The 25,919-nt window shown below is 62.7% G+C and carries 25 protein-coding genes; 9 read left to right on the top strand and 16 right to left on the bottom strand.

Features of this window, described 5'->3' with window-relative positions; all coding sequences use genetic code 11:
* Positions 1 to 5 precede the first annotated feature (5 nt).
* From V6765_RS15345 to nadC, 4 genes are all read left to right on the top strand, one after another.
* Positions 6 to 902: an NUDIX hydrolase gene (locus V6765_RS15345; RefSeq protein WP_448430276.1), complete on the top strand. Its 897-nt coding sequence runs from the start codon at positions 6 to 8 to the stop codon at positions 900 to 902.
* A 154-nt stretch (positions 903 to 1,056) separates the two neighbouring features.
* The gene (gene nadA, locus V6765_RS15340; RefSeq protein ID WP_448430274.1) at positions 1,057 to 2,028 is read left to right on the top strand and encodes a quinolinate synthase NadA; all 972 of its coding nucleotides are present in this window, start codon (positions 1,057 to 1,059) and stop codon (positions 2,026 to 2,028) included.
* Positions 2,025 to 3,542 (top strand): L-aspartate oxidase, encoded by a 1,518-nt coding sequence (locus V6765_RS15335; protein WP_448430272.1) that lies wholly within the window; start codon positions 2,025 to 2,027, stop codon positions 3,540 to 3,542. The genes nadA and V6765_RS15335 overlap by 4 nt, the downstream gene beginning before the upstream one ends.
* Positions 3,543 to 3,552: 10 nt before the next feature.
* Positions 3,553 to 4,398, top strand: a complete 846-nt coding sequence (gene nadC, locus V6765_RS15330) for a carboxylating nicotinate-nucleotide diphosphorylase (RefSeq protein ID WP_448430270.1) — start codon at positions 3,553 to 3,555, stop codon at positions 4,396 to 4,398.
* Here nadC and V6765_RS15325 read toward each other — a convergent pair.
* Positions 4,380 to 4,922: a dihydrofolate reductase family protein gene (locus tag V6765_RS15325; RefSeq protein WP_448430268.1), complete on the bottom strand. Its 543-nt coding sequence runs from the start codon at positions 4,920 to 4,922 to the stop codon at positions 4,380 to 4,382. The genes nadC and V6765_RS15325 overlap by 19 nt on opposite strands.
* Positions 4,923 to 4,966: 44 nt before the next feature.
* On the opposite strand from V6765_RS15325, the gene V6765_RS15320 reads away from it, so the two are divergent.
* Positions 4,967 to 5,545: a TetR/AcrR family transcriptional regulator gene (locus V6765_RS15320; RefSeq protein WP_448430266.1), complete on the top strand. Its 579-nt coding sequence runs from the start codon at positions 4,967 to 4,969 to the stop codon at positions 5,543 to 5,545.
* 140 nt (positions 5,546 to 5,685) lie between these two features.
* Entirely contained in the window at positions 5,686 to 6,060 is a 375-nt protein-coding gene (locus tag V6765_RS15315; protein ID WP_448430264.1) for a DUF2147 domain-containing protein, read from the top strand.
* Positions 6,061 to 6,064: 4 nt separating this feature from the next.
* On the opposite strand, the gene V6765_RS15310 is transcribed toward V6765_RS15315, so the two are convergent.
* Positions 6,065 to 7,891 (bottom strand): SLC13 family permease, encoded by a 1,827-nt coding sequence (locus V6765_RS15310; RefSeq protein WP_448430262.1) that lies wholly within the window; start codon positions 7,889 to 7,891, stop codon positions 6,065 to 6,067.
* 513 nt (positions 7,892 to 8,404) lie between these two features.
* Between V6765_RS15310 and V6765_RS15305 the strand changes: the two genes are divergently transcribed.
* Complete coding sequence (locus V6765_RS15305; RefSeq protein ID WP_448430260.1) at positions 8,405 to 9,505, top strand: DUF2778 domain-containing protein; 1,101 nt, start codon at positions 8,405 to 8,407, stop codon at positions 9,503 to 9,505.
* A 60-nt stretch (positions 9,506 to 9,565) separates the two neighbouring features.
* Here the strand turns inward: V6765_RS15305 and nrdF are convergent, their stop codons facing one another.
* From nrdF to cyoA, 9 genes are all read right to left on the bottom strand, one after another.
* Positions 9,566 to 10,546 (bottom strand): class 1b ribonucleoside-diphosphate reductase subunit beta, encoded by a 981-nt coding sequence (nrdF, locus tag V6765_RS15300; RefSeq protein ID WP_448430258.1) that lies wholly within the window; start codon positions 10,544 to 10,546, stop codon positions 9,566 to 9,568.
* A 17-nt stretch (positions 10,547 to 10,563) separates the two neighbouring features.
* Positions 10,564 to 12,753 carry a class 1b ribonucleoside-diphosphate reductase subunit alpha gene (gene nrdE, locus V6765_RS15295; protein WP_448430256.1) on the bottom strand — a complete coding sequence of 730 codons (2,190 nt, stop codon included), beginning with the start codon at positions 12,751 to 12,753 and terminating at the stop codon, positions 10,564 to 10,566.
* Between the two features lie 2 nt (positions 12,754 to 12,755).
* Entirely contained in the window at positions 12,756 to 13,157 is a 402-nt protein-coding gene (gene nrdI / locus V6765_RS15290) for a class Ib ribonucleoside-diphosphate reductase assembly flavoprotein NrdI (RefSeq protein ID WP_230722036.1), read from the bottom strand.
* A 130-nt stretch (positions 13,158 to 13,287) separates the two neighbouring features.
* Positions 13,288 to 13,509, bottom strand: coding sequence for a glutaredoxin-like protein NrdH (gene nrdH / locus V6765_RS15285; protein WP_018065714.1), 222 nt, complete (start codon positions 13,507 to 13,509; stop codon positions 13,288 to 13,290).
* A 691-nt stretch (positions 13,510 to 14,200) separates the two neighbouring features.
* Positions 14,201 to 14,923 carry an SURF1 family protein gene (locus tag V6765_RS15280; protein WP_448430253.1) on the bottom strand — a complete coding sequence of 241 codons (723 nt, stop codon included), beginning with the start codon at positions 14,921 to 14,923 and terminating at the stop codon, positions 14,201 to 14,203.
* A gap of 207 nt (positions 14,924 to 15,130) precedes the next feature.
* Entirely contained in the window at positions 15,131 to 15,577 is a 447-nt protein-coding gene (gene cyoD, locus V6765_RS15275) for a cytochrome o ubiquinol oxidase subunit IV (RefSeq protein WP_230722034.1), read from the bottom strand.
* Positions 15,574 to 16,191 carry a cytochrome o ubiquinol oxidase subunit III gene (gene cyoC, locus V6765_RS15270; protein ID WP_448430251.1) on the bottom strand — a complete coding sequence of 206 codons (618 nt, stop codon included), beginning with the start codon at positions 16,189 to 16,191 and terminating at the stop codon, positions 15,574 to 15,576. The genes cyoD and cyoC overlap by 4 nt, the downstream gene beginning before the upstream one ends.
* Positions 16,188 to 18,170, bottom strand: coding sequence for a cytochrome o ubiquinol oxidase subunit I (cyoB, locus tag V6765_RS15265; protein ID WP_448430249.1), 1,983 nt, complete (start codon positions 18,168 to 18,170; stop codon positions 16,188 to 16,190). Before cyoB ends, cyoC begins: the two co-directional genes overlap by 4 nt.
* Positions 18,170 to 19,276 carry a ubiquinol oxidase subunit II gene (gene cyoA, locus V6765_RS15260; protein ID WP_448430247.1) on the bottom strand — a complete coding sequence of 369 codons (1,107 nt, stop codon included), beginning with the start codon at positions 19,274 to 19,276 and terminating at the stop codon, positions 18,170 to 18,172. Before cyoA ends, cyoB begins: the two co-directional genes overlap by 1 nt.
* A gap of 514 nt (positions 19,277 to 19,790) precedes the next feature.
* Between cyoA and V6765_RS15255 the strand changes: the two genes are divergently transcribed.
* Complete coding sequence (locus V6765_RS15255; RefSeq protein ID WP_448430245.1) at positions 19,791 to 20,195, top strand: hypothetical protein; 405 nt, start codon at positions 19,791 to 19,793, stop codon at positions 20,193 to 20,195.
* Between the two features lie 188 nt (positions 20,196 to 20,383).
* On the opposite strand, the gene V6765_RS15250 is transcribed toward V6765_RS15255, so the two are convergent.
* Together V6765_RS15250 and V6765_RS15245 are read right to left on the bottom strand one after the other, a co-directional pair.
* A complete protein-coding gene (locus tag V6765_RS15250; RefSeq protein WP_448430243.1) occupies positions 20,384 to 21,445 on the bottom strand; it encodes an aldo/keto reductase in 1,062 nt (353 codons plus the stop codon).
* Positions 21,446 to 21,576: 131 nt separating this feature from the next.
* On the bottom strand, positions 21,577 to 22,485 hold the full coding sequence (locus tag V6765_RS15245) for a LysR family transcriptional regulator (RefSeq protein ID WP_448430241.1): 909 nt from the start codon (positions 22,483 to 22,485) through the stop codon (positions 21,577 to 21,579).
* 109 nt (positions 22,486 to 22,594) lie between these two features.
* On the opposite strand from V6765_RS15245, the gene V6765_RS15240 reads away from it, so the two are divergent.
* Positions 22,595 to 23,230, top strand: a complete 636-nt coding sequence (locus tag V6765_RS15240) for a class I SAM-dependent methyltransferase (RefSeq protein ID WP_448430239.1) — start codon at positions 22,595 to 22,597, stop codon at positions 23,228 to 23,230.
* 283 nt (positions 23,231 to 23,513) lie between these two features.
* Here the strand turns inward: V6765_RS15240 and hslU are convergent, their stop codons facing one another.
* The 3 genes from hslU to hslV are packed head-to-tail and all read right to left on the bottom strand — an operon-like array spanning position 23,514 to position 25,882.
* Positions 23,514 to 24,815, bottom strand: coding sequence for an ATP-dependent protease ATPase subunit HslU (gene hslU / locus V6765_RS15235; protein ID WP_230722026.1), 1,302 nt, complete (start codon positions 24,813 to 24,815; stop codon positions 23,514 to 23,516).
* A 13-nt stretch (positions 24,816 to 24,828) separates the two neighbouring features.
* Entirely contained in the window at positions 24,829 to 25,332 is a 504-nt protein-coding gene (locus V6765_RS15230; RefSeq protein WP_448430237.1) for a GNAT family N-acetyltransferase, read from the bottom strand.
* The gene (gene hslV, locus V6765_RS15225; RefSeq protein ID WP_448430235.1) at positions 25,322 to 25,882 is read right to left on the bottom strand and encodes an ATP-dependent protease subunit HslV; all 561 of its coding nucleotides are present in this window, start codon (positions 25,880 to 25,882) and stop codon (positions 25,322 to 25,324) included. Before hslV ends, V6765_RS15230 begins: the two co-directional genes overlap by 11 nt.
* Positions 25,883 to 25,919: the final 37 nt, after the last annotated feature.

Raw genomic sequence — 25,919 nt, 5'->3', positions numbered from 1 at the left:
ACGTTGTGACCGAAGCCCGCGTCCATGCCGAACTGATCGCCGTTCTCACCGCGCTTACAAATGATGCGCCGCGGGTGATGACCGTGCGCATGGGCGCGGCCCTGCCCTCCGGCCCGTTCGAGAACGGCCACCGCACTCTGCAGGGCGGGCTCAATTCCTGGATCAGGGCCCAGACCGGGCATCCCGTCGGCTATCTCGAGCAGCTCTACACCTTCGCCGATCGCGATCGCGGCTTCGACGGCGAGCGCACCATCTCGATCAGCTATCTGGGCCTTGTGCGCGAACAGCCGCCGCCCGGCAGCGGCGGGCCGCTGTGGAAGGACTGGTACACCTATTTTCCGTGGGAGGACCTGCGCGAGGGCCGGCCGGAAATCCTGGAACAGGTCAGCGACCTGATGATGCAGTGGGCGATGAGCGAGCGGCCGGGCCGGGCCGAGCGCCGCCAGCGCATCCGCTTCGCCTTCGGCGTGGATGGCATGGTCTGGAACGAGGAACTGGTGCTGCAGCGCTTCGAACTGATGTATGAGGCGGGCCTGATCGCCGAGGCCGGACAGACGCCGGCCTTCTGGTTCGGCAAGCCGATGGCCGCCGATCACCGCCGGATTCTGGCGACCGCGATCGCGCGGCTGCGCGCCAAGATCAAATACCGACCGGTGATCTTCGAACTCATGCCGGAGAGCTTCACGCTGCTGCAGCTTCAGAAATGCGTCGAGGCGCTGGCCGGCCTCAAGCTGCACAAGCCGAATTTCCGCCGCCAGATCGACCAGCAGAACCTGATCGAGGAAACCGGACAGACCTCCGACAAGGCCGGCGGCCGCCCGGCCCGGCTCTACCGCTATCGTCATGCGATTGTCGAGGAACGGGCGCTGACGCTTTCAAGGCTCCCGATCGCGCGTTCTTGACTCCCCGTCAATAAGGGCGTAATGCTTGCGCCCATGATATACTCAGATTGAGTATTAATCGACCAGCGCGAGGTTGCCCCAACGCCTCCCCTGGCAGGCCCGGCGCGGCTTCCCCGATTCTTCCGCGCCGGGCCGAACACAGGAGATAACGCCGATGAACGCGCCCTTTTCCGCCGATGCCCTTTATGACCGGGTCGCAAACGTCATTCCCAAGGCGGAATGGCTGAGCTTTTCCGACGATATCGGGGCGATCCATCGCCTGAAGCGGGAGCGCAACGCCGTCATCCTCGCCCACAACTACCAGACGCCGGAAATCTTCCACGGCGTCGCCGACATCGTCGGCGACAGCCTGGCTCTGGCGCGCGAGGCGACAAGGGTCGATGCCGACGTGATCGTGCTGGCCGGCGTCCACTTCATGGCCGAGACGGCGAAGCTCCTCAACCCGGAAAAGACCGTACTGATCCCGGATATGGGCGCCGGCTGTTCGCTGGCGGATTCGATCACGCCGGAAGACATCGCGCTGATGCGGCAGGCCCATCCCGGCGCGCCGGTGGTCACTTATGTCAACACCTCGGCCGCGGTGAAGGCCGCCTCCGATATTTGCTGCACCTCGGGCAATGCCAGGAAGGTGGTGGAATCGCTCGGCGTGCCGAAAGTGCTGATGCTGCCGGACGAATACCTCGCCCGCAACGTCGCCCGCGAGACCGATGTCGAGCTGATCGCCTGGCGCGGCCATTGCGAGGTGCACGAGCTGTTCACGGCGGAAGACGTGCGCGAGATGCGCGCGGCATGGCCGGGTGTCACCATCATCGCCCATCCCGAATGCCCGCCCGAAGTGGTGGCCGAGGCCGATTTTTCCGGCTCCACCGCCGGCATGTCGGATTATGTCCGCGATGCCAAACCGGGCCGGGTCGTGCTTCTGACGGAATGCTCGATGAGCGACAATGTCGCGGTCAATCATCCGGACGTCAATTTCGTCCGCCCCTGCAATCTCTGCCCGCACATGAAGCGGATCACGCTTTCCAACATCAAAGAAGCCCTGCAGGAGATGCGCCACGAAGTCACCGTCGATCCCGCGATCGCGGATGATGCGCGCCGAGCCGTCGAACGGATGCTCGCGGTATGACCGTCGCAGTCATCGGATCAGGGATCGGCGGGCTGGCGACGGCGCTGGCGCTTGCGCCGTTGCCGGTGACGCTGGTGACCAAGGCGGCGCTCGGGGCCGAGACCTCCACCGGCTGGGCGCAGGGCGGCATTGCCGCAGCCCTTGGCGAAGACGATAGCGCCGAGCTGCATCTCGCCGATACGCTCGCCGCCGGCGACGGATTGTGCGATCCCGAAGCGGCCGCGCGCATATTGCAGGGCGCGCCCGAGGCGATCGCCTTTCTCGAGCGCCACGGCGTCGTCTTCGACCGCGACCCCGAGGTTGGGCTAGCCTTCGGGCTGGAAGCCGCCCATTCCCGCCGGCGGATCATCCATGCCGGCGGCGATGCCACGGGCGCGGCGATCGTCAAGGCGCTGACGCAGGCCGTTGCCGAAACGCCTTCAATCACTGTCATCTCCGGGGCGGAGGTGCGCTGCCTGCTCGTGCACGACAATGCCGTCTGTGGGCTTGCCGGCGTAAGGGATGGCCAACCGTTTCGGCGTCCGGCCTCCCGCATCGTGATCGCGACCGGCGGCATTGGCGGGCTCTACGATGCCTCGACCAATCCAGCGGGCAATTTCGGTCAGGGCGTGGCGCTCGCCGCGCGCGCCGGAGCCCAACTTGCCGATATGGAGTTCGTGCAGTTCCACCCGACGGCGCTCGCAACCGACATCCGCCCGCTGCCTCTGATCAGCGAGGCGGTGCGCGGCGAAGGGGCCCTGCTCCTCAACGAGCGGGGCGAACGCTTCCTCGCCGCAACGCCCGGTGCGGAGCTTGCGCCCCGCGACGTCGTCGCCCGCGCGATCGCCGCCGAGATCGCCCGGGGCGGCCGCGTTTTCCTTGACGCAAGGCAAGCGCTCGGCAGCCGGTTCAAGCACCGCTTTCCCGAAATCTTCGCGATCTGCGCCCGCGCCGGTATCGACCCGACGACCGATCTCATTCCGGTGCGCCCCGCCGAGCATTATCACATGGGTGGGATCGCAGTGGATGCTGCGGGCCGCAGCTCGGTTGAAGGCCTCTATGCCGTCGGCGAGTGTGCTGCCACCGGGCTCCACGGCGCCAACCGGCTCGCCAGCAATTCGCTGCTGGAGGCTGCTGTTACCGGCCTTGCCGCCGCCGCCGAAATCGCCGCTGCGCCCCCTGCCCCCGAGCGTCGGCTTCCGGCGTTGTCGCTAGCGGCAGCGCCCCGTCTTGCGACCGTGCGCGGCATCGCTTCGGGCGCGCTCGGCGTCACCCGGAACGGGGCAGCGCTTGGCGATGCCATCGCCGCCCTGCTGCCGCTCGCCGAAGGCAGCGGCCCGGATTCCGATCCGGCGATCGTCGCGCTCTCGATAGCAGTGTTCGCCGCGATGCGCGAAGAATCGCGCGGCGGCCATGCCCGCACCGATTTCCCGCAAAGAAACCCGGAAAGCCGGCGTCAGCGCATGACGCTCGACGACGTGTTCGCCCACGCCCGCGCCCTTGCCGCGCGCCCCGCGCTTGCCCGTAGCGCCTGAGGACCATGCCATGCTGCCCCGCCTGATCATCGAACCCACTGTCCGCCGCGCGCTTGAGGAAGACCTCGGCCTTGCCGGCGACATCACCGCCAATGCCGTGATCCCGGCCGGCCACCGCTCCACCGTGGTGATGGGCGCGCGCCGGCCCGGCGTGATCGCCGGCCTCGATGCCGCCGAACTCGCCTTCAATCTGGTCGACCCGGCCATCAGCATGACCCGAAATGTGGAAGATGGCGCGAAGGTTGAGGCCGGCGATATCGTCGCCACCGTCACCGGTCCCTCGCGCGCGCTACTGACGGGCGAGCGCACCGCGCTCAACTTCCTCGGCCATCTCTCCGGCATCGCGACTGTCACCGCCGGCGTTGTCGCGGCCGTCGAGGGCACGGGCGCTGCGATCGTGTGCACCCGCAAGACCACGCCGGGGCTGAGGGCGCTGGAGAAATACGCGGTGAAGGCCGGCGGCGGCGGCAATCACCGCTTCTCGCTCGCCGATGCGGTGCTGATCAAGGACAACCACATCGCGATCGCCGGCGGCATCCGCCCCGCGCTGCGGGCCGCGAAGAAGCATGCCGGCCACATGGTCAAGATCGAGATCGAGATCGACACGCTCGACCAGTTGCGCGAGGCAATGGACGAGGGCGTCGACGCGGTGCTGCTCGACAACATGTCGCCGGAAACGCTCAGCGAGGCGGTTTCGATTGTCGCCGACCGCGCGATCACCGAGGCCTCCGGCGGCATCACGCCCGAGACCGCCGGCGCGGTCGCGAAGGCCGGCGTCGACCTGATCTCGATCGGCTGGCTGACTCATTCCGCACCGGTGCTCGATATCGGACTCGATTACCGGGAAGCCGTCTGAGCAAAACTGTAATGCAGCCGGACACAGCCTCGATCTAGCGTGGTGGCGCTGATCAGGCGCGGTTGCGCCGCAAACCCCGTCGCCGGAAACAGCGGCGACCCGCCGCCGATCAACTCCGGCATGACATAGATCTCGATCTCGTCCAGCGCGCCGCGCTCCATGAACGCCATCTGCAGCTTGCCGCCGCCGAGCATCCAGACGTCGCCATCATCGAGCGCGCGCAGTTCCGCGATCAGGCTGTCGACGTCCGCCCTCGTCTCAATTGCCCCCTTCGGCCGGTCGATGGGGCGCGACGTCACCACCAGCGCCCGCTTGCCCTCATAGGGCCAGGGACCTTCCATGCGGTCCAGAAAGTCATAGGTGCTCCGGCCCATGACCACGGTGCCAATCCGCTCCAGGAAAAGATTGTAATCGTGCTCGCCGAGATCGAGCCCGTCATAGCGGAAAAGCCAATCGAGATTGTCGTCCGGTCCCGCGATGAAGCCGTCGAGACTGACGGCGATATAACCCACAATTTTTGCCATGGTTGCTCCTTGTTAATAAATAAACATTCATTTATAAATAGACCATGCCCAGACGCAAGACAATTTCCGAACCCGCCCTGCTCGCCGTGTTGCTCGACGCGATCGCCGAAACCGGTCCGGATGGCCTCACCTTTGCCAGGGCGGCAGCACGCAGCGGCCTTTCCGCGCCGACGCTGGTACAGCGCTTCGGCGACCGCGCGGCGATGGTCGAGGCCATACTGCTTTACGCCTGGGACCGGCTTGATGAGGCAACCGAAGCCGCCGATGCCGCCTTTCCGGTCTCGCCGCGCGGCGCGGTCGACCTGCTTCTGCATCTCACGCCCGATCCCGAACATGGTCTTGACGGTGGACTGCCGCTTCTGCGCGAGGACATGCGCAACCCGGCGCTGAGGGCGCGCGGCAGGGCCTGGGGCGAGCGGCTCGCGGCCGCGCTTGCGCGCCGGCTCGGCGACGACCCGGCACTGGGCCGGCAGATGGCGAGCCTGTGGCAGGGCGCGATCATCTGGTGGGGCTTCAACCGCAATGGCCCGCCGCAGGCGGCGATCGGCGCGGCTCTCGAAGGCTGGTGCCGCACCGCTGGCCTCGATCAGCTGGCTGCCCCATCGGGCTCCGCTTCCCGGTAGCGCGTCCGACAATAAAAACGCCGCAAAACGAACCGGCGGGCGTTTTTGCCCGTAATTCCCCTTGTCTGGTTGTTGTTGATGCGCGCGGCGCAAAGGCCCGCCTTTGCCGGTCGCGCGCAAAACCGTGAGAGGAGACAGGGATGAACCGGAGAACCTCATTTTTGCTTGCGCTTCCGCTGGCGGCCGCGCCCGGCCTCGCCGAAGCCTCCGACCTTGCCGGGGTGTGGGCGCGCGGCGATGGCAAGGCGCGGGTGGTGGTCGAGCAGTGCGGCGAAGACCTGTGCGCCACCAATGTCTGGGTCAGGCCGGGCACGCGCAACGAACGGGTCGGCGACACGCTGGTCATGGATGTCGACCCGGTCGGCCCGTCGCGCTATGAGGGCCGGGCCCGCGATGTGCGGCGCGGCCTCACCTATTCGATGGAGATCTCGCTCGACGGCGCGGCGATGGAGACGCGCGGCTGCATTCTCGGCAAGCTGATCTGCAAATCGGCGAACTGGACCAGCATGAACTGAAGGCTCAAAGCCCGTAATACCAGGGCGCCGTCAGCGCGAACACCACGGCGAGCAGCACGATCAGGGGCACGCCGGCGCGGATGAAATCGCCGAAACTGTAATGGCCCGGCCCCATGACCATGAGATTGGTCTGGTAGCCGATCGGGGTCGCGAACGAGCAGTTGGCGGCATAGATCACGGCTGCGGCGAAGGCCTCCGGCGGCGCGCCGATCTGCCGCGCCATGCTGAGCCCGATCGGGATGAACAGCGCGACCGCCGCATTGTTGGAAAGCACATTGGTGAGGATCGAGACGCCAACGAACAGCATCACGATCATCAGCCACGCCGAGGAGCCGCCGCCAAGCGCGACGATCCCTTCCGCGATCAGCTGCGCGCCGCCGGTTGCCTGAAGCGCGGTCGCCATGGCGATCGACGCGCCGACGAGCAGGTATATCTGCCGGTCGAAGGCGCGGGCTGCCTGTTGCAGCGTCAGGCAGCCGAACAGGATCATCAAAAGCGCGCCGGCGACGGCATTGACCACCATCGGTGTGAGACCCGTGGCCGAGAGGATGACGATCGCCGCGAAAATGCCGCTCGCCAAGAGCGCCTTGTCGCGCGGCGGGACGCTTTCGGCCGAATGCTCGAGCAGCAGGATATCGTGATTGCCGCGCATGGCGCGCAGATCGTCCTCGCGACCACCGATCAGCAGCGTATCGCCCGCCTCGAAACGCAGTTGCGAGAACGGCGTGCGCGCCATCCGGCTTTTGCGGCGGACGCCGAATATGGTGATGTTGAAGCGCTGCTGGATGCCGCTGAAGCGGACCGTGCGGCCCTCGAACAGCGAGCCGGGCGTGATCACCGCTTCGGCCAGATGATAATGCGCGCCGACCCGCCGTTCCGCCGACGGCGCGGTTCCATCCGGCGGCGCCATGAGGCTGATCTCGCCCTTGGCCAGCAGATCCATGAACCCCTTGCGGGTCCCTGTCATCTGCAGCCGGTCGCCCGGCTGCAGCGTCAGACCGTCGTCATAGGGCGGCAGCAGCACCTTCTCCTCACGGACCAGGGCATGCAGCGACATCGGCGTCAGCACGGGAAAGAAGCCCGAGCGGGCGCGTTCCCCGACAAAGCGGCTTTCGCCGAGCAGAACCACCTCGCCGAGAAACTGGGTGCCGGCGCTCTCCTGTTCGAAGCGCTTTTGCGACCGTTCCCGGGTGAAGATCCGCGGCATGACGAACAGCACATAGACAGCGCCGGAAACCGCAAGGATGACGCCCATGCCGGTGATATCGAAGAAGCCGAGATTGACGCCCTCGCGGCTGGCGATCCCGGCCGCGATCAGGTTCGTCGAGGAACCGATCATCGTGGTCATCCCGCCCAGAATGGTGATGAAGGAGAGCGGCATGAAAATCTGGTAGGGCGGCAGGCGGAACCGCGCGGCAAGCGAGGCCAGCACGGGGATGAAGATGACGACGACCGGCGTGTTGTTCAAAAAGGCCGAGGTGATGCCGCAGGTCGCCAGGATCACGACGATCAACATGCGCGGATTGGCGCCGTAGAACTGCCCGATCCGGTTGGTCACGCCCTCCAAAGCGTCGGTCGCAAACAGGCCCTGGCCGACGATCAGGAGAGCCAGCACAGTGACCAGCGCCGGCGAGGAGAAGCCGGCAAGCATATCCTCGATCGGCAGCGGCTTTCCGCCCTCCAGCGTAAACGGGAACGCGCCGAACAGCACCAGAAGCATGCCGAGCGCGGCGAGCGACACCGCCTCGATCGGGAACCGGTCGAGGGAATAGAGACCGATCGTCCCGACGATAATCGCCATTGTCGCCACAAGATGAAAATGTTCGATCAAAAGAGCCTCATCAAAGAAGTCCGGACACGCCTGCCCCGCGACCGAAGCGATCCCCTCGCTCCCGCAAAATCTGGCTGTCCCGGCGTCATCGAAAAGGCGACTTTGACAGCATTCCAGCGGCTTCCGCAAGTGTTGGCTAAAAAGTCCGCCGCGACTGCACCGTCCTCAAGCCTGCCGTATTTTCGGGCTTTATCGGACGTGGCCGCATTTTCTCCTATTTTGGGTTCTAGGCGCTCCTTGAACCCAGTGACGCAAACGTAAAGGTCAAATGACCCAATACCAAGAAGGCCAAATCCAGTGTTAGAGGACCAAGCCCGCATGCCGCCACGCAATTTTTTTTCCCTTCGTAAAACCCCGACATCCAAAGGCGCTTCCGCCTGTTCGGGCCGTCGTGACACCCGCCAGTCTCTGATCGTCCGCTCAGGCCGTAATGAAAAATTTACCCTGCGCCCAGTATTTTTCCGACTGGCACCTGTCACACCGTCTTTGAGTTTTGCGTAGGAAGTGTGTTTCGTGACGTCGATCAAGAATTCGAAATCCCGCCCCAAGCGAGATCGCAGGAACGGCTTGCTGCGGCTTTCGCTCGCGGGCATCATGGTGGCGATCGCCGGCGGCGCGATCATCACCATCGCCTCATCGCCGATCCTTTCGGCGACGGTCTCCAAACCCGAATTCGCCTCCTCGCGCGGCATCAGCCTCACGGTCAATCCGGCGTTCAAGGCGCCCCAGCGCGCCCAAAGCGCCAAGGAAGCGCGCCTTCTTGCCGCCAGAACCGGACAGAGCCGCGCGAAGCCGGCGCTTGCTCCGGATGATATAAGGCAGGCCCTTCTTGCGGGTCGGTTGGAACAGGCCGGTCGCATGGCGCTCGCCGATCTCCAGCGCGGCCTTGTCGGCCGCCAGATCGCCGATAATGCCGGCTCCGAAATTGCGCTTGCCGGGGTTCCGCCCGAGCTTCAGCCGAAGATGGCACCGGCGGCGGTCCCCTCGCCCGCCGCCCCGTCCACCGCGCTTGCGGCACTCGCTCCAAGCGGCGACACCAATGCCGACGACGCCTTCAAACTGGTGCTCCAGGGCGCCGATTCATCCCGTCTCTCGCCGGGCGAAGTGCCGGTGCCGGCCAAACGGCCCGCCGGCATGCAGCTTGCCTATGCCGATTTCGGCCATGACGATCTCAGCGACATCATGGGCGAGGTGCCCGGCCGCACCAAGAAGGTCGCCGTCTACGACATCTCCGCGGCCAAGGTCTACATGCCGGACGGCGAAGTCATGGAGGCCCATTCCGGCAAGGGCAAATACCGCGACGACCCGAACCATACGCATGTGAAGATGGCCGGCGCCGTTCCGGCGGCGACCTACAAGCTGACCATGCGCGAATCGCTGTTCCATGGCGTGCCAGCACTGCGCATGACCTCGGTCGACGGCACCAATCCGCTCGGCCGCACCGGCATTCTCGCCCATACCTATATGCTGCGCACGCCGGGCGATTCCCATGGCTGCCTGGTGTTCAAGGATTATTACAAGTTCCTGAAAGCGTGGAAGGCCGACAAGGTTGATTATATCGTCGCCGTTCCAAGCCTCGAGGAAGGGGCCAGCACGCTGCTGGCGAACCGGTAAAACTGACGCGGCCAGGCGTCTCCGCCTGGCCGTAAAATACCCGAGACTCTGCTGAAGGGATCAGAAATCCCAGTCGTCGTCCTCGGTGGCGATCGCCTTGCCGATGACGTAGGACGAGCCGGAGCCGGAGAAGAAGTCGTGGTTTTCGTCGGCGTTCGGCGACAGCGCCGAGAGGATCGCCGGGTTCACCTTGCAGGCTTCCGGCGGGAACAGCGCCTCGTAACCGAGATTCATCAGCGCCTTGTTGGCGTTATAATGCAGGAAGGCCTTCACGTCCTCGGTGAGCCCGACCGCATCGTAAAGCTGCTCGGTGTATTTGGACTCAATTTCATAGAGTTCGAACAGCAGGCCGAAGGTGAAGTCCTTGATCGCCTCGCGCTCGGCCTCGGACACCTTCTTCAGCCCCTGCTGGAACTTGTAGCCGATATAATAGCCGTGCACGGCCTCGTCGCGGATGATCAGGCGGATCAGGTCGGCGGTGTTGGTGAGCTTGGCGCGGCTCGACCAGTACATCGGCAGATAGAAGCCCGAATAGAACAGGAAGCTTTCGAGGAAGACGCTGGCGACCTTCTTACGAAGCGGATCGGTGGCGCGGTATTCCTGCAGGATGAGCTGCGATTTTTCCTGGAGGAAGGCATTTTCCTCAGACCAGCGATAGGCATCGTCCACTTCCGGCATCGAGCAGAGCGTGGAGAAGATCGAGGAATAGGAGCGCGCGTGGACGGCCTCCATGAAGGCAATATTCGTCAGCACCGCTTCCTCGTGCTGGGTCACGGCATCCGGCATCAGCGTGATCGCGCCGACCGTGTTCTGGATGGTGTCGAGCAGCGTCAGCCCGGTGAAGACGCGGATGGTGAGCTTCTGCTCGTCCTCCTTCAGCGTCGACCAGGACGGAATGTCGTTCGACAGCGGCACTTTTTCCGGCAGCCAGAAATTGCCGGTGAGCCGGTTCCAGACCTCGAGGTCCTTCTCATCGACGATACGGTTCCAGTTGACCGCGCGCGGCACGGCGATGGCGGGCTTCTTTGTCTGCATGTTCATGGTTTTTCCCCCGCGCATTACAGGCTGCACGAAACACAGCCTTCGACCTCGGTGCCCGAAAGCGCCATCTGCCGAAGACGGATGTAGTAAATGGTCTTGATGCCCTTTTTCCAGGCGTAGATCTGCGCCTTGTTGACATCGCGCGTGGTGGCGGTGTCGCGGAAGAACAGCGTCAGCGAAAGGCCCTGGTCGACATGCTGGGTTGCAGCAGCATAGGTGTCGATGATCTTCTCCGGCCCGATTTCATAGGCGTCCTGGTAATATTCCAGATTGTCATTGTCCATGAACGGCGCCGGATAGTAGACGCGGCCGATCTTGCCTTCCTTGCGGATCTCGATCTTGGAGACGATCGGGTGGATCGAGGCCGTGGCGTTGTTGATGTAGGAGATCGAGCCCGTCGGCGGCACGGCCTGAAGGTTGCGGTTGTAAAGCCCGCCCTTCATCACCGCTTCTTTCAGTTCCAGCCAGTCCTCGCGGGTCGGCAGGTCGATGCCGGCCTTTTCGAACAGGTCGCGCACGCGCTCGGTCGCTGGTGTCCATTCCTGCTCGGTGTATTTGTCGAAATATTCGCCGCTGGCATATTTCGACTTTTCGAAGTCGGCGAAGGAGACGCCGCGTTCGACGGCGATCCGGTTCGAGGCCTTCAGCGCGTGATAGGTCACGGCGTAGAAATACATGTTGGTGAAGTCGACGCCTTCCTCCGAACCGTAGAAGATGCGCTCGCGGGCGAGATAGCCGTGCAGGTTCATCTGGCCGAGGCCGATGGCGTGGCTTTCGTCATTGCCCTTTTCCACCGACGGTACGGAGGAGATGTGGCTCATGTCGGACACGGCCGTCAGCGCGCGGATCGCGGTGTCGACGGTGCGGCCGAAATCGGACGAATCCATCGCCATGGCGATGTTCATCGAGCCGAGATTGCAGGAGATGTCCTTGCCCATATGCTTGTAGGAAAGGTCTTCGTCGAATTCGCTGGCTTCCGAGACCTGCAGGATTTCCGAGCAGAGATTGCTCATCGAAATCCGGCCGGCAACCGGGTTGGCGCGGTTTGCCGTGTCCTCGAACAGGATATAGGGATAGCCGCTTTCGAACTGCAGCTCGGCCAGCGTCTGGAAGAAGGCGCGGGCATTGATCTTCTTCTTGCGGATTTCCGGGTTGTCGACCATCTCGCGATAGTGCTTGGAAATTTCCACCTCGGTCATCGCCTTGCCGTAGACGCGCTCCACGTCATAGGGCGAGAACAGGTACATGTCCTCATTGTTCTTGGCGAGTTCGAAGGTGATGTCCGGGATCACCACGCCGAGCGACAGCGTCTTGATGCGGATCTTTTCGTCGGCATTTTCGCGCTTGGTGTCGAGAAAGCGCATGATGTCGGGGTGATGCGCGTTCAGATAGACCGCGCCCGCGCCCTGGCGCGCGCCGAGTTGGTTGGCGTAGGAGAAGCTGTCTTCAAGCAGCTTCATCACCGGGATGACGCCGGAGGACTGGTTCTCGATCTTCTTGATCGGCGCGCCATGCTCGCGGATATTGGTGAGCGACAGCGCCACGCCGCCGCCGCGCTTGGAAAGCTGCAGCGCCGAATTGATCGAGCGGCCGATACTCTCCATGTTGTCTTCGATGCGCAGCAGGAAGCAGGAGACCAGTTCGCCGCGGCTCTTCTTGCCGGCGTTGAGGAAGGTCGGGGTCGCAGGCTGGAAACGGCCGGCGATGATTTCATCGACGAGCGCGGTGGCAAGCGTCTCGTCTCCCTTGGCAAGCGCGAGCGCGACCATGCAGACGCGGTCCTCGTAGCGCTCGAGATAGCGTTTGCCGTCGAATGTCTTCAGCGTATAGGCGGTGTAATATTTGAAGGCGCCCAGAAACGTCTGGAAACGGAACTTCTTGTCGAAGGCGTGGTCCCAGAGATCGCGCACGAAATTGAACGAATACTGGTCGAGCACTTCCTGCTCGTAATAGCCCTCGTCCACCAGATAATCGAGCTTTTCCCGTAGGTTATGGAAGAACACGGTGTTCTGGTTGACGTGCTGCAGGAAATACTGCTTGGCCGCCAGCCGGTCCTTGTCGAACTGGATGTGCCCGTTCTCGTCATAGAGATTGAGCATCGCGTTCAGGGCATGATAGTCGAGCGTCGCGGGCTTCGCCTTGGCGGCGCCCTTTTCCGCGACCTTCTCGGTGCCCTGCACGGTTTCTTCCTCGGCGCTTGTGGCCATCCTCAATTCTGCCGTTTCCAAAACTCTTCCAGCCCCTGTCTGACGTTGTTGACATCCTCTTCCGTGCCGAGAAGCTCGAAACGATAGAGGTACGGTATCTTGCATTTTGCCGCGATGATATCGCCGGCAATGCCGTATGTATTTCCGAAATTCGTGTTTCCGGAGGCTATGACGCCGCGAACCAGCGCCCTGTTTTCCGGATCGTTGAGGAACTGGATGACCGGTTTCGGCACCGCTCCCCTGCCGTCGCCACCCGCGTAGGTCGGCACGACCAGCACATAGGGCTCGTCCACCTTTTTCGTGTCGCCCTGCGGGCCGAGACGCTTTGCCGGAAGGCCTGTCTTGGTCACGAAACGATGGGTGTTGCCCGTAGCGCTGGAATAGTAGACGAGCATGCCCGTCATCCTCTTGTCCTCTTCACCAACACGGCGCGCCCGTCTGACGCGCCGTCTGATCGCTCAGGCGCCCGCCGCATGGATGCGGCGCAACGCCTTCTTCAGGCTTCGCCGGCTTGTCAGCCGGCGGCATTCATGGTCAGGCAAGCGCGCCGATCATGTCCGGACGGAAGCCCGACCAGTGCTGCTCGCCGGCGACGACGACCGGGACCTGCCGGTAGCCCATGCCAACGACCTGATCATAAGCATCGTTGTCCACCGACACATCAACCACTTCATAGTCGAGGCCCTTGCGCTCCAGCGCGCGGGTCGTTGCATTGCACTGCACGCAAGCCGGTTTGGAATAGACAGTGATCTTCATCGTTATCCTCGCATAATCATTTTCTTCAAAAAGCGCCGCCGGGCGAACCCTCGGCGCTTCCCGCGCATCTGGCGAGGCTGGCGGCCAATACGGCATAGCCTCGTCCCGGACCCATGGCCGGCTTCCGCCTGATCAAAACGCCGGCGGTTGCAAACGGCCGCCGCCACCATTTCTCAACAGACATCTCGAACACATTGACCGGACTGGCATTTCGGCTCTCCAGAAGCCGGCAGAAATCGCGCTGTCCACGAGGAACACCAATCCGACATATGCCTATGGAGACTCAAAAAACCTGAGAACCGGACGCCGCTGACGTGTCAGCATTGATTCGATAGACTCACCATAACACAATATCTGCGAACTGGAATGCCCGAACCAACCATATATAGTGTTTCGTGGACCTGTTTTCCACATTCAGGGTTAACGCATTGTGACAGGGAAAAAATACAGGCCGGAACGGGCGAACAGTGCTGATGCAGCATGTGCCGGCCCGGCGAATCGGTCTTGGGAAATTGCCGATGGCCGTGAAGATGGCCCCTCGCCACCGGCAACGGCTACCAACCGAAAGTTGAACCGTCATGCACGCGGGATTTCTTTCGCGCTTTCCACAGGGGGGACAAAAAGCAGGGGATGAACGAAACTTCAGGCCGGCAACAAAGCGCTCAAGGGACAAGCCTTTGAGAAGCCAGCCCTATTCGTCGTCGGGGGACGATGGCCGCCGCTCATAGCGCAGCACGAAGACATAAAGCCCGAGCGTGCCGAGCGCCATCGCAAACCATGTCAGCGCATAGCTCAGATGTGCATTGCGGAACGAGACCACGGTCAGGCCGCCGATCGGCAGCTTGCCCGCGGGGCCGCTGGCTTCGGCGTCGACGAAATAGGGGGCGAACGGCACAAGACCTCTGGTCCCCATGATCGAGGCGACGTCGCGGCGATACCATTTGCCATCGGCCGGATCGTTGGAGCGTGAAAACAGCCAGCCTTTGCTCTCCGACATGCGCAAAAGCCCATCGACGGTGACCTCGCCTTCAGGCGCGCGATAATTGGCGGGATTGTCCTGCCTGCCCTCCGGCACGAAGCCGCGGTTGATCAGCACATAGCTGCCGTCATCGCGTAGAAGCGGCGTCATTACGAAATAGCCGGCGCCGAGCTGGGTCGGATAGTAGATCAGCGTCTGCGCCGCCTCGATATAGCGCCCGGTGACGCTGACATGGCGATAGGCGTCGTCTTCGCGCGTGACAGTCTCGTCCGCCCCCGGCGCGGGCGCCGCCGGCGCCTCAACGCGGGCATCGACGGCGGCGATGAGATCGCGCTTCCATTGCAGGCGATAGACCTGCCAGATGCCGAGCGCGGTGAAGCCGGCAAACAGGATTGCGGCGATCGCGGTGATAATCAGAAATTTCTTGCGGGACATGGCGGCCATTGCGGCAAGGACCTTTCGGGCCGGTGTCTTACAATGCTTTGTAAAGCACGCAGGACGACGGCGCGTCACCTCCGGCGCAATCAAGGCCATCGCCCTAGAAGGCGCCTCGGATTGGAATGACGCCGGAACGTGGCGAAACGGCGTTCGCCGGATAAAAACGGAACCGCCCCGCAGCCTGGCTGCGGGGCGGACAAAGCGTTACTGCTGGCCCTGCACGATGATATTGCCGGTGACGCCGGCGTCGCGCAATTGCTGGGCAATCTCGGGCGTGGCGCAAACGATGGTGCCGTCGTCGAGATAGGTGAACCCGCTTTCCGGCAGCGGCATCATGTATTTGTTCATGTTGTGCATGACCCAGAGCGAGCCCGCCAGCACGATCAGGAGCAGGATCAGCGCCAGAAGCGAGGACGCCATGGTCCAGCCCTGTTCCTGATTGGTGCTGAGCAGCAGGAAATAGCGCAGATGCACCAGGATCTGGGCCGCGGCGCAGATCATCACCACCGTCAGCAGGAAGGCCTTGCTGGAGATTGCGTCCGCCATCACCAGCCCGAAGGGGATGATGGTCAGCACCGCCGCCAGCACGAAGCCGGTCATCAGCCCCTTGAAGCTGCCATGGCCGTGGGAAGTGTGTTCAGCGCTGCTCATAGGATCGCTCCAGTAAGATAGACCAGCGAGAAGACGCCGATCCAGATCAGGTCGAGGAAGTGCCAGAACATCGACAGCGTCGAGACCCGGCGGCGCATCGGCTCGTTCAAGCCACGCTTCGAAACCTGGAAAAGCAGGACGATCAGCCAGATCGTGCCGAAGGTCACGTGCAGGCCGTGGGTGCCGACCAGCGTGAAATAGGCCGACAGGAAGGCCGAACGGTCCGGCGTGGCGCCTTCGGAAATCAGGTCGTGGAACTCGTAGACTTCCATCGCCAGAAAGCCGACGGCAAACAGGCCTGCGACGATCAGCCACTTCATCACGCCGGCCTTGTCGCCCTTGTCCATGCGCAGCATGCCCATGCCGAAGGTGACCGAGGAGAACAGCAGCAGCGCCGTTTCCACCAGCGCGAACCACAAATGGAACAGATCGTTCGGCGCCGGACCGCCCGCATAGGAGCGGCCGAGCACGGCATAGGTCGCGAACAACGTGCCGAAGATCAGGCAGTCGCTCATCAGGTAGACCCAGAAGCCAAGCTGCGTCGGACTATCGTGATGGGCGTGGTCGTCGTGATGCGCGCTCGTATCGGCGCCCGTATCAGCGATCGTCGTCATACAAGTGCCTCCTTGGCCTTTTCCTGGTCGCGGGCGACCTGTTCGGCCGGAATGTAGTAATCACGGTCGAAATCGAAGGTATGGTAGATGATCGAGCCGACAGCGAGCACGAAGCTCAGCACCACCAGCCACCACATGTGCCACACCAGGCCGAAGCCGAGCGCCAGGCAGAAGAAGGCGGGCACGATGCCGGCCCAAGTGTTCTTCGGCATGTGGATCGGCTTGTATTCGGTCGGCCACTGGAAGCCTTCCTTCTTCATCCGCCACCAGGCATCACGGCCGGTCACGACGAAATCGGCAGGGAAGTTGTAGGGCGCGACCGGAGAAGTGGTCGCCCATTCCAGCGTGCGGCCGTTCCACGGATCGGGACCGCATTTCCGCGCGTCGCGGTTCTTGATGGAAACGACGAGCTGGATCACGGTGGAGGCGATGCCGCAGCCGATCAGCAGCATGCCGATGCAGGCGATGATGAAATAGATCTGCCAGCCGGCATCGGTGTAGCTCTGCAGACGGCGGGTGACGCCCATCAGGCCGAGCACATAAAGCGGCATGAAGGCGACGTAGAAGCCGATGCACCAGAACCAGAACGAGCGGCGGCCCCATTTGTCGTCCAGCTTGAAGCCGAACACTTTCGGCCACCAGTACTGGTAACCCGCCATCAGCCCGAAGACCACGCCGCCGATGATGACATTGTGGAAGTGGGCGATCAGGAACAGCGAGTTGTGGAGCTGGAAGTCGGCCGGCGGAACCGCCAGCATGACGCCGGTCATGCCGCCGATGGTGAAGGTGATCAGGAAGCCCACCGTCCAGTACATCGGGGTCTCGAACCGGATGCGACCGCGATACATGGTGAACAGCCAGTTGAAGATCTTCGCTCCCGTCGGCACCGCGATGATCATCGTCGAAATGCCGAAGAAGGTGTTCACATTCGCCCCGGAGCCCATGGTGAAGAAGTGGTGCAGCCAGACGACGAAGGACAGCACCAGAATGCAGGCCGTGGCATAGACCATGGTGCGGTAGCCAAACAGCGGCTTGCCCGAGAAGGTAGCTACCACTTCGGAGAAGATGCCGAAACAGGGCAGGATCAGGATATAGACTTCCGGGTGGCCCCAGATCCAGATCAGGTTCACATACATCATGGGGTTGCCGCCCATGTCGTTGGTGAAGAAGTGCATGCCGAGATAGCGGTCAAGCGCCAGCATGGCGAGTGTTGCCGTCAGCACCGGGAAGGCGGCGACGATCAGCACGTTGGCGGCAAGCGTGGTCCAGGCGAACACCGGCATGCGCATCATCGTCATGCCGGGCGCGCGCATCTTCAGGATGGTCGCGACCATGTTGACACCCGATAGCGTCGTTCCTATCCCCGCTATCTGTAGCGACCATATGTAATAGTCGACCCCCACATCGGGCGAGTATGCGATCCCCGAAAGCGGCGGCATGGCGAGCCAGCCGGTGCGGCCCAGAAGACCGATGAACAGCGAGACGTTGAGCAGGATGGCGCCCGAGACGGTCATCCAGAACGAGAAGTTGTTCAGCCAGGGAAAGGCCACGTCGCGCGCGCCGATCTGCAGCGGCATCGCGATATTCATCACGCCGACCAGGAAGGCCATGGCGAAGAAGAAGATCATGACCGTGCCGTGGGCGGTGAAGATCTGGTCGAAATGGTGCGGCGGCAGATAGCCCTGCGCCCCGCCGGCGGCGATCGCCTGCTGGGTGCGCATCATGAAGGCGTCGGTGAAGCCGCGGAACAGCATGACCAGCGCCAGCACGATATACATCACGCCGATCTTCTTGTGGTCGACCGAGGTGAACCACTCGCTCCACAGATAGCCCCATTTGCGATGGTAGGTGATCAGGCCGAACACCGTCAGAAAGGCAATCACCACGGCGGCGAAGGTCACATCCAGGATCAGGACATTATAGGGAATGTCGGCCCAGGTGAGCTTGCCGAAAATGAAGTTCCAGAAATCAGATCTCATTACTGCCTCGCGGATTCGGATGCGTTCGGCGCATTGTCGCCGCCGGCCAGGTTTGTGACCGTCTGGTCAGGGTTCTTGACGTTGACCGGGCCCTTGGTCGGCTCGTCCGGATTGGCGTGGAGCGTTTCCTCGAAGGCGTGCTGGTCGAAGCCCTCACCGGGCGCGAACTCGTCATAGACATAGGAATCCTTGGTTTCGATCCCCTTCAGTCCGCCGCCGCCCATCATGTCCTGCATCATCATGTCGCCGATGCAGACCTTGCCCGGTTCGACGCACAGGCCGACGATCTTGTCGAACAGGTTGTCGGCGACGCCGTTGTAATAGGACACGCTGTCGGCAACTGTCGGCTTCGCCAGCGTCTGGTAGGCGTCGACCGTAAGTTCGGAACCGGAGGTCTTGACCGTGCTTAGCCAGTTGTCGAACTCGTCTTCGGATACGGCGAAGGTCTCGAAATCCATATGGGCATAGCCGGGACCGGAATAGTTGGCCGAGCGGCCGTAATATTTGCCGGCGTCATCGGCCACCAGATGCAGCTTCGTTTCCATGCCGGCCATGGTGTAGATCATGCCGGCGAGCGCGGGGACCGAAAATGTGTTCATCACCGATGACGAGGTCAGCCGCAGGTTCACCGCCCTGTCGGTCGGCAGCACGAGCTGGTTGACCACGGCGATGTTTTCTTCCGGATAGATGAACAGCCACTTCCAGTCGAGCGAGACCGCCTCGATCTCCAGCGGTTCGCCGGCGATATGGTCGAGCGGCTTGTAGGGGTCGAGACGGTGGGTATAGACCCAGGTCAGCGCCCCGAGCGCGATGATGATCATCACCGGAACGCCCCAGATGAAGGCCTCGAACAGGTTGGAATGCTCGAATTCCGGATCGTAATCATCGGTGGCCTTGCGCGAATCGCGATAACGCCACGGAATGTAGACCGCCATGACCAGCACCGGCACGATGATGACCATCATCAGCACGGTGGAGGCGATCAGCAGGTCGCGCTCTTCATTGGCGACCCAGCCTGCGGGGTCGAGAAGGATCAGCTGACAGCCCGAAAGAGCGAGCACAAGCGGCAGCAGCAATGCCGGTTTTATTAGCTTGGAAAGGTTCACAATCGTTTCATTCTCTGCCAAACGCCCGGGTTTCGCGGAAAAACGCGGGCCTTGTTTTCGATGACGTGTCTGCAGCCTGCCGGCCCCTGGTCCCCGCGACACCGGTGCGGCACAGACATTCCCGTTGAGACCGCCCGTCCTTCAGGACCGGGCGCACATGCGGCAGCTAGTAACCCAATTTCGTCAAAAATAAACCGCTTTCGTGCTGTGGCATTTTGGCACAAGGGCGTTAACGCGTCACCTATACCCCCGATTTTTTCGCGCGCATTGCGTGAAAATTGCCACGTCGCAAGGCGGCGGCTTCCGCCGCGCGGCAGATTGTCACGTCGGGCCCGATCCCTCCAGTCGAAAATTTCACCCTGCCGGTCGCGATGCGACTGGGTGGAACCAGCGGGGCAGTCCGCCCGTTGATTCTCCAACAATCACTTTTCGCAGTTGCGGTACTGGAAACTTTCATGCGACAATACGACACATGTGACAAATTGCGCATGACCGTTTCGAGGAGGAAACGACTATGACCGGCCTATTTTTCTTTCCCTATGTGACCAGCGCCGTGGGCGTTCTGCTCGGCGTCTACTGGACCAATGAAGCGCGCGAATATAACCGCCTCGACTATATCCTGCGCGCCTGCTTCATCTTCGTCATCAATATCGTGATCTCGTTCCTGCTGGAATTCGCCTTCCCGATGGAAACCGTGACCAGTTCGGGCATCGCGCTGTCGACCGCCTATTTCCTGGGTCTTTCGATCTACGCCGTGGTGCCGGGCCTTGCCTTCGGCCGGTTCACCGCGTTCCGCGCCCGCAATATGGGCCTCGACAAGTCCGCGGCCTACTGGTCCGCGATCCCGTTCGTGTTCATCTATTTCATGCTGGTCGCCCACAAGAGCGAACACAAAAAACCGACCGCCACCCACGCCTGATTGGCGTAGGACGGAGGAAATCAAAAAGCCCCGGCGGTGTGCCGGGGCTTTTTTGTTTGCGTTTTTTCGTCTCGGAGGCCCCCGCTTTTCAGTCCGGTGTTATCCGACCTCGTCGACCTTCTTTTCAAGAAGGCCGAACAACATGATGTCGCGATCAAGAGCGCTCTGAAAACGCTGAGCGTCCCGCCTCACTTCCCTTCGAGATAGGGCCCGATCAGCGCCAGATCGGCCTCGCCGAGACGTTCGCTGGCCGAATTGCGCTGGTGCCAGTAGGGGTATTGCAGCCAGGGCTGGCTGACGGCATCGAGGCGGCTGCGCTCGTCATCGGTGAGTTTCAGCTCGGCGGAGGCGAGGTTATCGCGGAACTGATCTTCCGTGCGTCCGCCGATGATCACCGAGGTCACGCCCTTGCGGCCGAGCGTCCAGGCAAGCGCCACCTGGGCCGCCGAAACATCGCGGGCATCGGCGATTTCCACCAGCGTATCGATGATGGTCCACAGCCGCTCCTCGTCGCGGATCGGCGGCTCGGTCCAGCCGGCGAACTGGCGGGTACCCTCCGGCGCCTTCTGGTTGCGACGATGCTTGCCGGAGAGAAGCCCGCCGGCGATCGGGCTCCAGACCAGGATGCCGAGCCCCTGATCCACGCTGATCGGCACCAGCTCGTTTTCGGCATCGCGGCTTTCGAGCGTGTAGTGAATCTGCTGGCTGACGAAGCGCTGACGGTGCTCGCGCTCGGCAATGCCCAGCGCCTTCATGATATGCCAGCCGGAGAAATTCGAGCAGCCGACATAGCGGACCTTGCCATGGCGCACCAGCGTATCGAGCGCCTCCATGGTCTCCTCCAGCGGCGTCATCCCGTCCCATTCGTGAACCTGGTAGAGGTCGATGACATCGGTCTTCAGGCGCTTCAGGCTGGCCTCGCAGGCGGCGATCAGGTGGTGGCGGGACAGGCCGGCATTGTTCGGTCCGTCGCCCATGGCAAAGCGCGCCTTGGTCGCGATCATCATCTTGTCGCGGCGCGGCTTGTCCATGATCTCGCCGATGATTTCCTCGCACACGCCTTGCGAATAGGCGTCGGCCGTATCCATCAGGTTGACCCCGGCATCGATGCAGATATCGACGAGACGTCTTGCGTCATCAGCGCCAAGATCGCCCACGGTCTTGGCCCAGCCAACGCCGCCGAAGGTCATGGTGCCCATGGTGATGGTCGAGATTTTGAGGCCCGAACGGCCGAGCTGGCGATATTCCATGATGTTCCTCCGGGATGTCTTTTCGGATGTTTGAAAGGTGGCGTCGCCACGCGCGACACAACAATGAGAGTGGCCTCATCGTAAGCAGCGGCCGAAGCGAAATCAATTCCCGCGGAGAAATCCGCCCGGCGCTACCGGTCGGCCTCAGCCGAAAGCGCGCCAAGACGGTCGGCGATGATATCGAAGACCACCCGGATGCGCCGGCTCGAATGCAGTTCGCGGTGGGTGACCAGCCAGATCGGCACCGTGATCGGCCGGAAGGCCGGAAAAACCTCTTCCAGCTCGGCAAACAGCCCGGCATCCTCCCGCATCATCAGGCCGATGCCGAGCCCCGCGCGCATCAGCTCCATCACCAGCGTTCCGCTCTCGGTGATCACCGGAAAATTGTTGGCCGTGAGCTCGATCCCGGCCTCGGCATAGATCGGCAGCAGCTGCTCGCGATATTCGAAACCGATGAAATCGGCGGTCTGCAGCTTCTCGATGGTGACCGGCCGCCCCAGCCGGTCGAGATAGGCGCTCGAGGCATACATGACTGCGAAGGAAACGCCGACATGGCGGGCGATCAGCTCCGCCTCGGTCGGCCGGGCGTGGCGTATGGCGATATCGGCCTCGCGGCGGATGAGGTCGCTCAGATGGTTCGATGTCCTGATTTCGAGCGCGATGCCGGGCGCCTCGCGCCGCACGGCCTCCACGATCGCGGGCAGATGATAGGTCGCCATCGCATCGGTGGCGGCGATCCGCACCAGGCCCTCGACCGCCTGGGAATGACCGGACGCGACGAGCGAAATCCTGTTGGCGGCGCCCGTCATGGCACGCGCCTCGGCAAGAAGCTGAAGGCCCGCCGCCGTGAGCGTCATCGACCGGGTGCCGCGTTCGAACAGGATGACACCGAGGCTTTCCTCCAGACCCGCCACCTGGCGGCTCAGCGTCGGCTGGGTCAGCTTCAGGGCCCGCGCCGCGGCCGAAAGCGAGCCTTCCTCGGCCGTGGCGAGAAAGGCGCGCACCTGGTTCCAGTCATAGGACACTGCATTCCATTTCATCGAAATCCGTATAGCAGTTCTAGGAATTTAGGCAATTCCCGCATAGGCTGAAACCGAGTAGAAGCGGCCCGGCTTCATCAGACAGTGCGAGAGCAGCGGGGATAGTGCGATGCCGGTTTCCAAGACGAAAACCAAACGCTTCTGGGACAAGATAGCGGCAAAATATGCGAAGGATCCGATCGCCGACGAGGCGTCCTACCGGACCAAACTCAACGTCACGCGCGACTATCTGGGACCGGATATGCGGGTGCTCGAATTCGGCTGCGGCACCGGCACGACCGCGCTTTACCACGCCCCGGCCGTGGCCGAGATCGACGCCTTCGACATTTCCGACGCCATGATCGCGATCGCCCGCAAGAAGGCGGAAGATCAGGGGATCAGCAATGTCCGCTTCCAGCAGGGCGATATCGATGCGCTTGCGGGCAGCGCCGGTCGCTACGATGCGGTCATGGCGCATTCGATCCTGCATCTTCTGGAAGACCGCAAGAGCGTCATCGCCAAGGTCCACGCGATGCTGAAGCCCGGCGGCGTCTTCATTTCCTCAACCGCCTGTCTCGGCGATTTTTCATTCTATATCAGGGCGGCGATCCCGGTCATGCAGATGGTCGGCAAGGCGCCCCATGTCGGCATGTTCACCGAAGATGAGCTCGTCGCGGAAATGGAAGCAGCCGGTTTTGTAATCGCCCACCGATGGTGCCCCGGCAAGAACAAGGCGGCTTTCCTTGTGGCCCAGAAGGCGGAATAGCAAGGCCGGAACACGCGTTCCGGTCTCGGCCTGCATACGGCCATGATGCAGACCCTCTGAGCCTGCCTGCAACTCTGTCCGTCACCCCGGACTTGATCCGGGGTCCAGGGCTACGGAACGCCGCACGTGCAAAGGGCTACCGTTGATAGACCTCGAAAGCTGGCCCTGGATGCCGGGTCAAGCCCGGCATGACGAACGTATATTTCGAGGACGCCGCCAACAAAAGGAGGCCGGAAACATGCGTTCCGCCCTCCTTCTGCAAGAACGAACTGCGGAAATGCCGCTACAGAATATACCGCGACAGGTCGGTGTCCTGGGCCATGTCGCCGACATGCTTGCGGACATAGTCGCTGTCGATGGTCAACGCCTGTCCGGACTGGTCGGGGGCGGTGAAGGAGATTTCGTCCAGCACCCGTTCCATCACCGTCTGCAGCCGGCGTGCGCCGATATTTTCGACGGTGGCGTTGAGATGCACCGCAACATCAGCGAGCGAATCGATCGCATCCTCGGTGAAGTCGAGCGAGACTTCCTCGGTTCCCATCAGCGCCTTGTACTGGCGGATCAGGCTGGCCTCGGTTTCCGTCAGGATGCGGCGGAAATCTTCCTTGGTCAGCGCCTGCAATTCGACGCGGATGGGCAGGCGGCCCTGCAGCTCCGGCAGAAGGTCCGACGGCTTGGAGACGTGGAAGGCGCCGGACGCGATGAACAGGATATGGTCGGTCTTGATCGGACCATACTTGGTGGCAACCGTGGTGCCTTCCACCAGCGGCAGCAGGTCGCGCTGCACGCCTTCGCGGGAGACGCCGGCACCCATGCGGCCATCGCCGGCGGCGATCTTGTCGATCTCATCCAGGAACACGATGCCGTCTTCCTGCACGAGGCGAACGGCCTCACGCTGGATCACCTCGTCATCGAGCAGCTTGTCGCTTTCATCGCGAACCAAGTCGTCATGGGAAGCCTTGACCGTGGTGCGGACCTTCTTGGTCTTCTGCTGCTTGCCGAACATTTCGGAAAGGTTGAGCACGCCGATATTGGCGCCGGGCATGCCCGGGATCTCGAAGCCTCCCATGCCGGAACCGGTATCGTTGATCTCGATGTCGATTTCCTTGTCATCAAGTTCGCCGGCGCGCAGTTTTTTACGGAAACTATCGCGGGTGGCGGGCGAGGCGGTCTTCCCGACCAGTGCGTCAAGCACGCGCTCCTCGGCATTGGCGTGGGCCTTGGCCTGCACCTCCTGGCGCTTCTTCTCGCGCACCAGCACGAGGCCGATCTCCACGAGATCGCGGATGATCTGCTCCACATCGCGGCCGACATAACCGACCTCGGTGAACTTGGTGGCCTCGATCTTGATGAAGGGCGCGCCGGCGAGTTTGGCAAGCCGGCGCGAGATCTCGGTCTTGCCGACGCCGGTCGGGCCGATCATCAGGATATTCTTCGGCATCACCTCGTCGCGCAGGTCATCGGGAAGCTGCTGGCGGCGCCAGCGGTTGCGAAGCGCGATCGCGACGGCGCGCTTGGCGTCGTGCTGGCCGATGATGTGGCGGTCGAGCTCGGAAACGATCTCGCGGGGGGAAAAATTGGTCATCTGTCACTGCTCCTCAAGGGTCGCGGGCCATCAGCAGCGCCGGACCGCCTGTCATGCTGAAAGTTCCAAGCCGGACAAAGCCGGCCTTCTCGTAGGCGCGGATCGCCGCCGCGTTATCGGGATGCGGATCGACGAGCACGCGCTTCGCGCCGTCATTCAAGGCCCGCTCCGCCATGGCGGCAACCAGCCGTGTGCCGAGGCCCTTGCCGATCATCTCCGCCGGGCCGATGAACTGGTCGACGCCGAACGTGCCCTTGGGCTGGCCCTCAAGCGCCGGCTCGTTATCGCGCTCATGATCAAGATCGCAGAGCTGGATATAACCAAACGGCACGTCATCCAGCAGCACCACGAAGGGCGACACCGTCGGATCTTCGATATGGGAGCGCATCTGCTCGACCTGTTTTTCCGCGCGATGCCACCACGCGGCGACATGCGGCGCGGCGAGCCAGCGGGCCATCAGGTCGAGATCATCCTCGGCAAGCGGGCGGAAGCCTATGACGCCGTCACTATGCGGCATCCAGCGTTTCCACGATGATGTTGCCATTGGTGTAGACACAGATCTGCGAGGCAATTTCCATGGCCCGGCGGGCGACATCCTCGGCGGGCTTATCGGTATCCATCAGCGCAAGGGCTGCGGACAGCGCGTAATTGCCGCCGGAGCCGATCGCCATGACGCCCTGCTCGGGCTCCAGAACATCGCCATTGCCGGTGACGGCAAGGGTAATGTCCTTGTCGGCGACCAGCATCATCGCTTCAAGATTGCGCAGGTACTTGTCGGTGCGCCAGTCCTTGGCAAGTTCCACGCAGGCGCGCATCAGCTGGTCGGGATATTGCTCGAGCTTGCGCTCCAGCCGTTCCAGCAGCGTGAAGGCATCGGCGGTGGCGCCGGCGAAACCGGCGATGACATTGCCGTTCTTGCCGATGCGGCGCACCTTGCGGGCATTGCCCTTCATCACCGTCTGGCCGAGCGAGACCTGGCCGTCGCCGGCCATCACCACCTTGCCGTCCTTGCGCACGGTGATGATCGTCGTCGCATGCATGGTGCCGAAGGGATTGTGTTCGCTCATGATCAAAAAACCTCAATTGCGGCCCGTCGCGACGGGC

This window comes from Martelella sp. FOR1707, assembly GCF_053484265.1.
The sequence above is the reverse complement of the archived record's forward strand: the minus strand, read 5'-3'. Positions and strand labels throughout refer to the sequence as shown.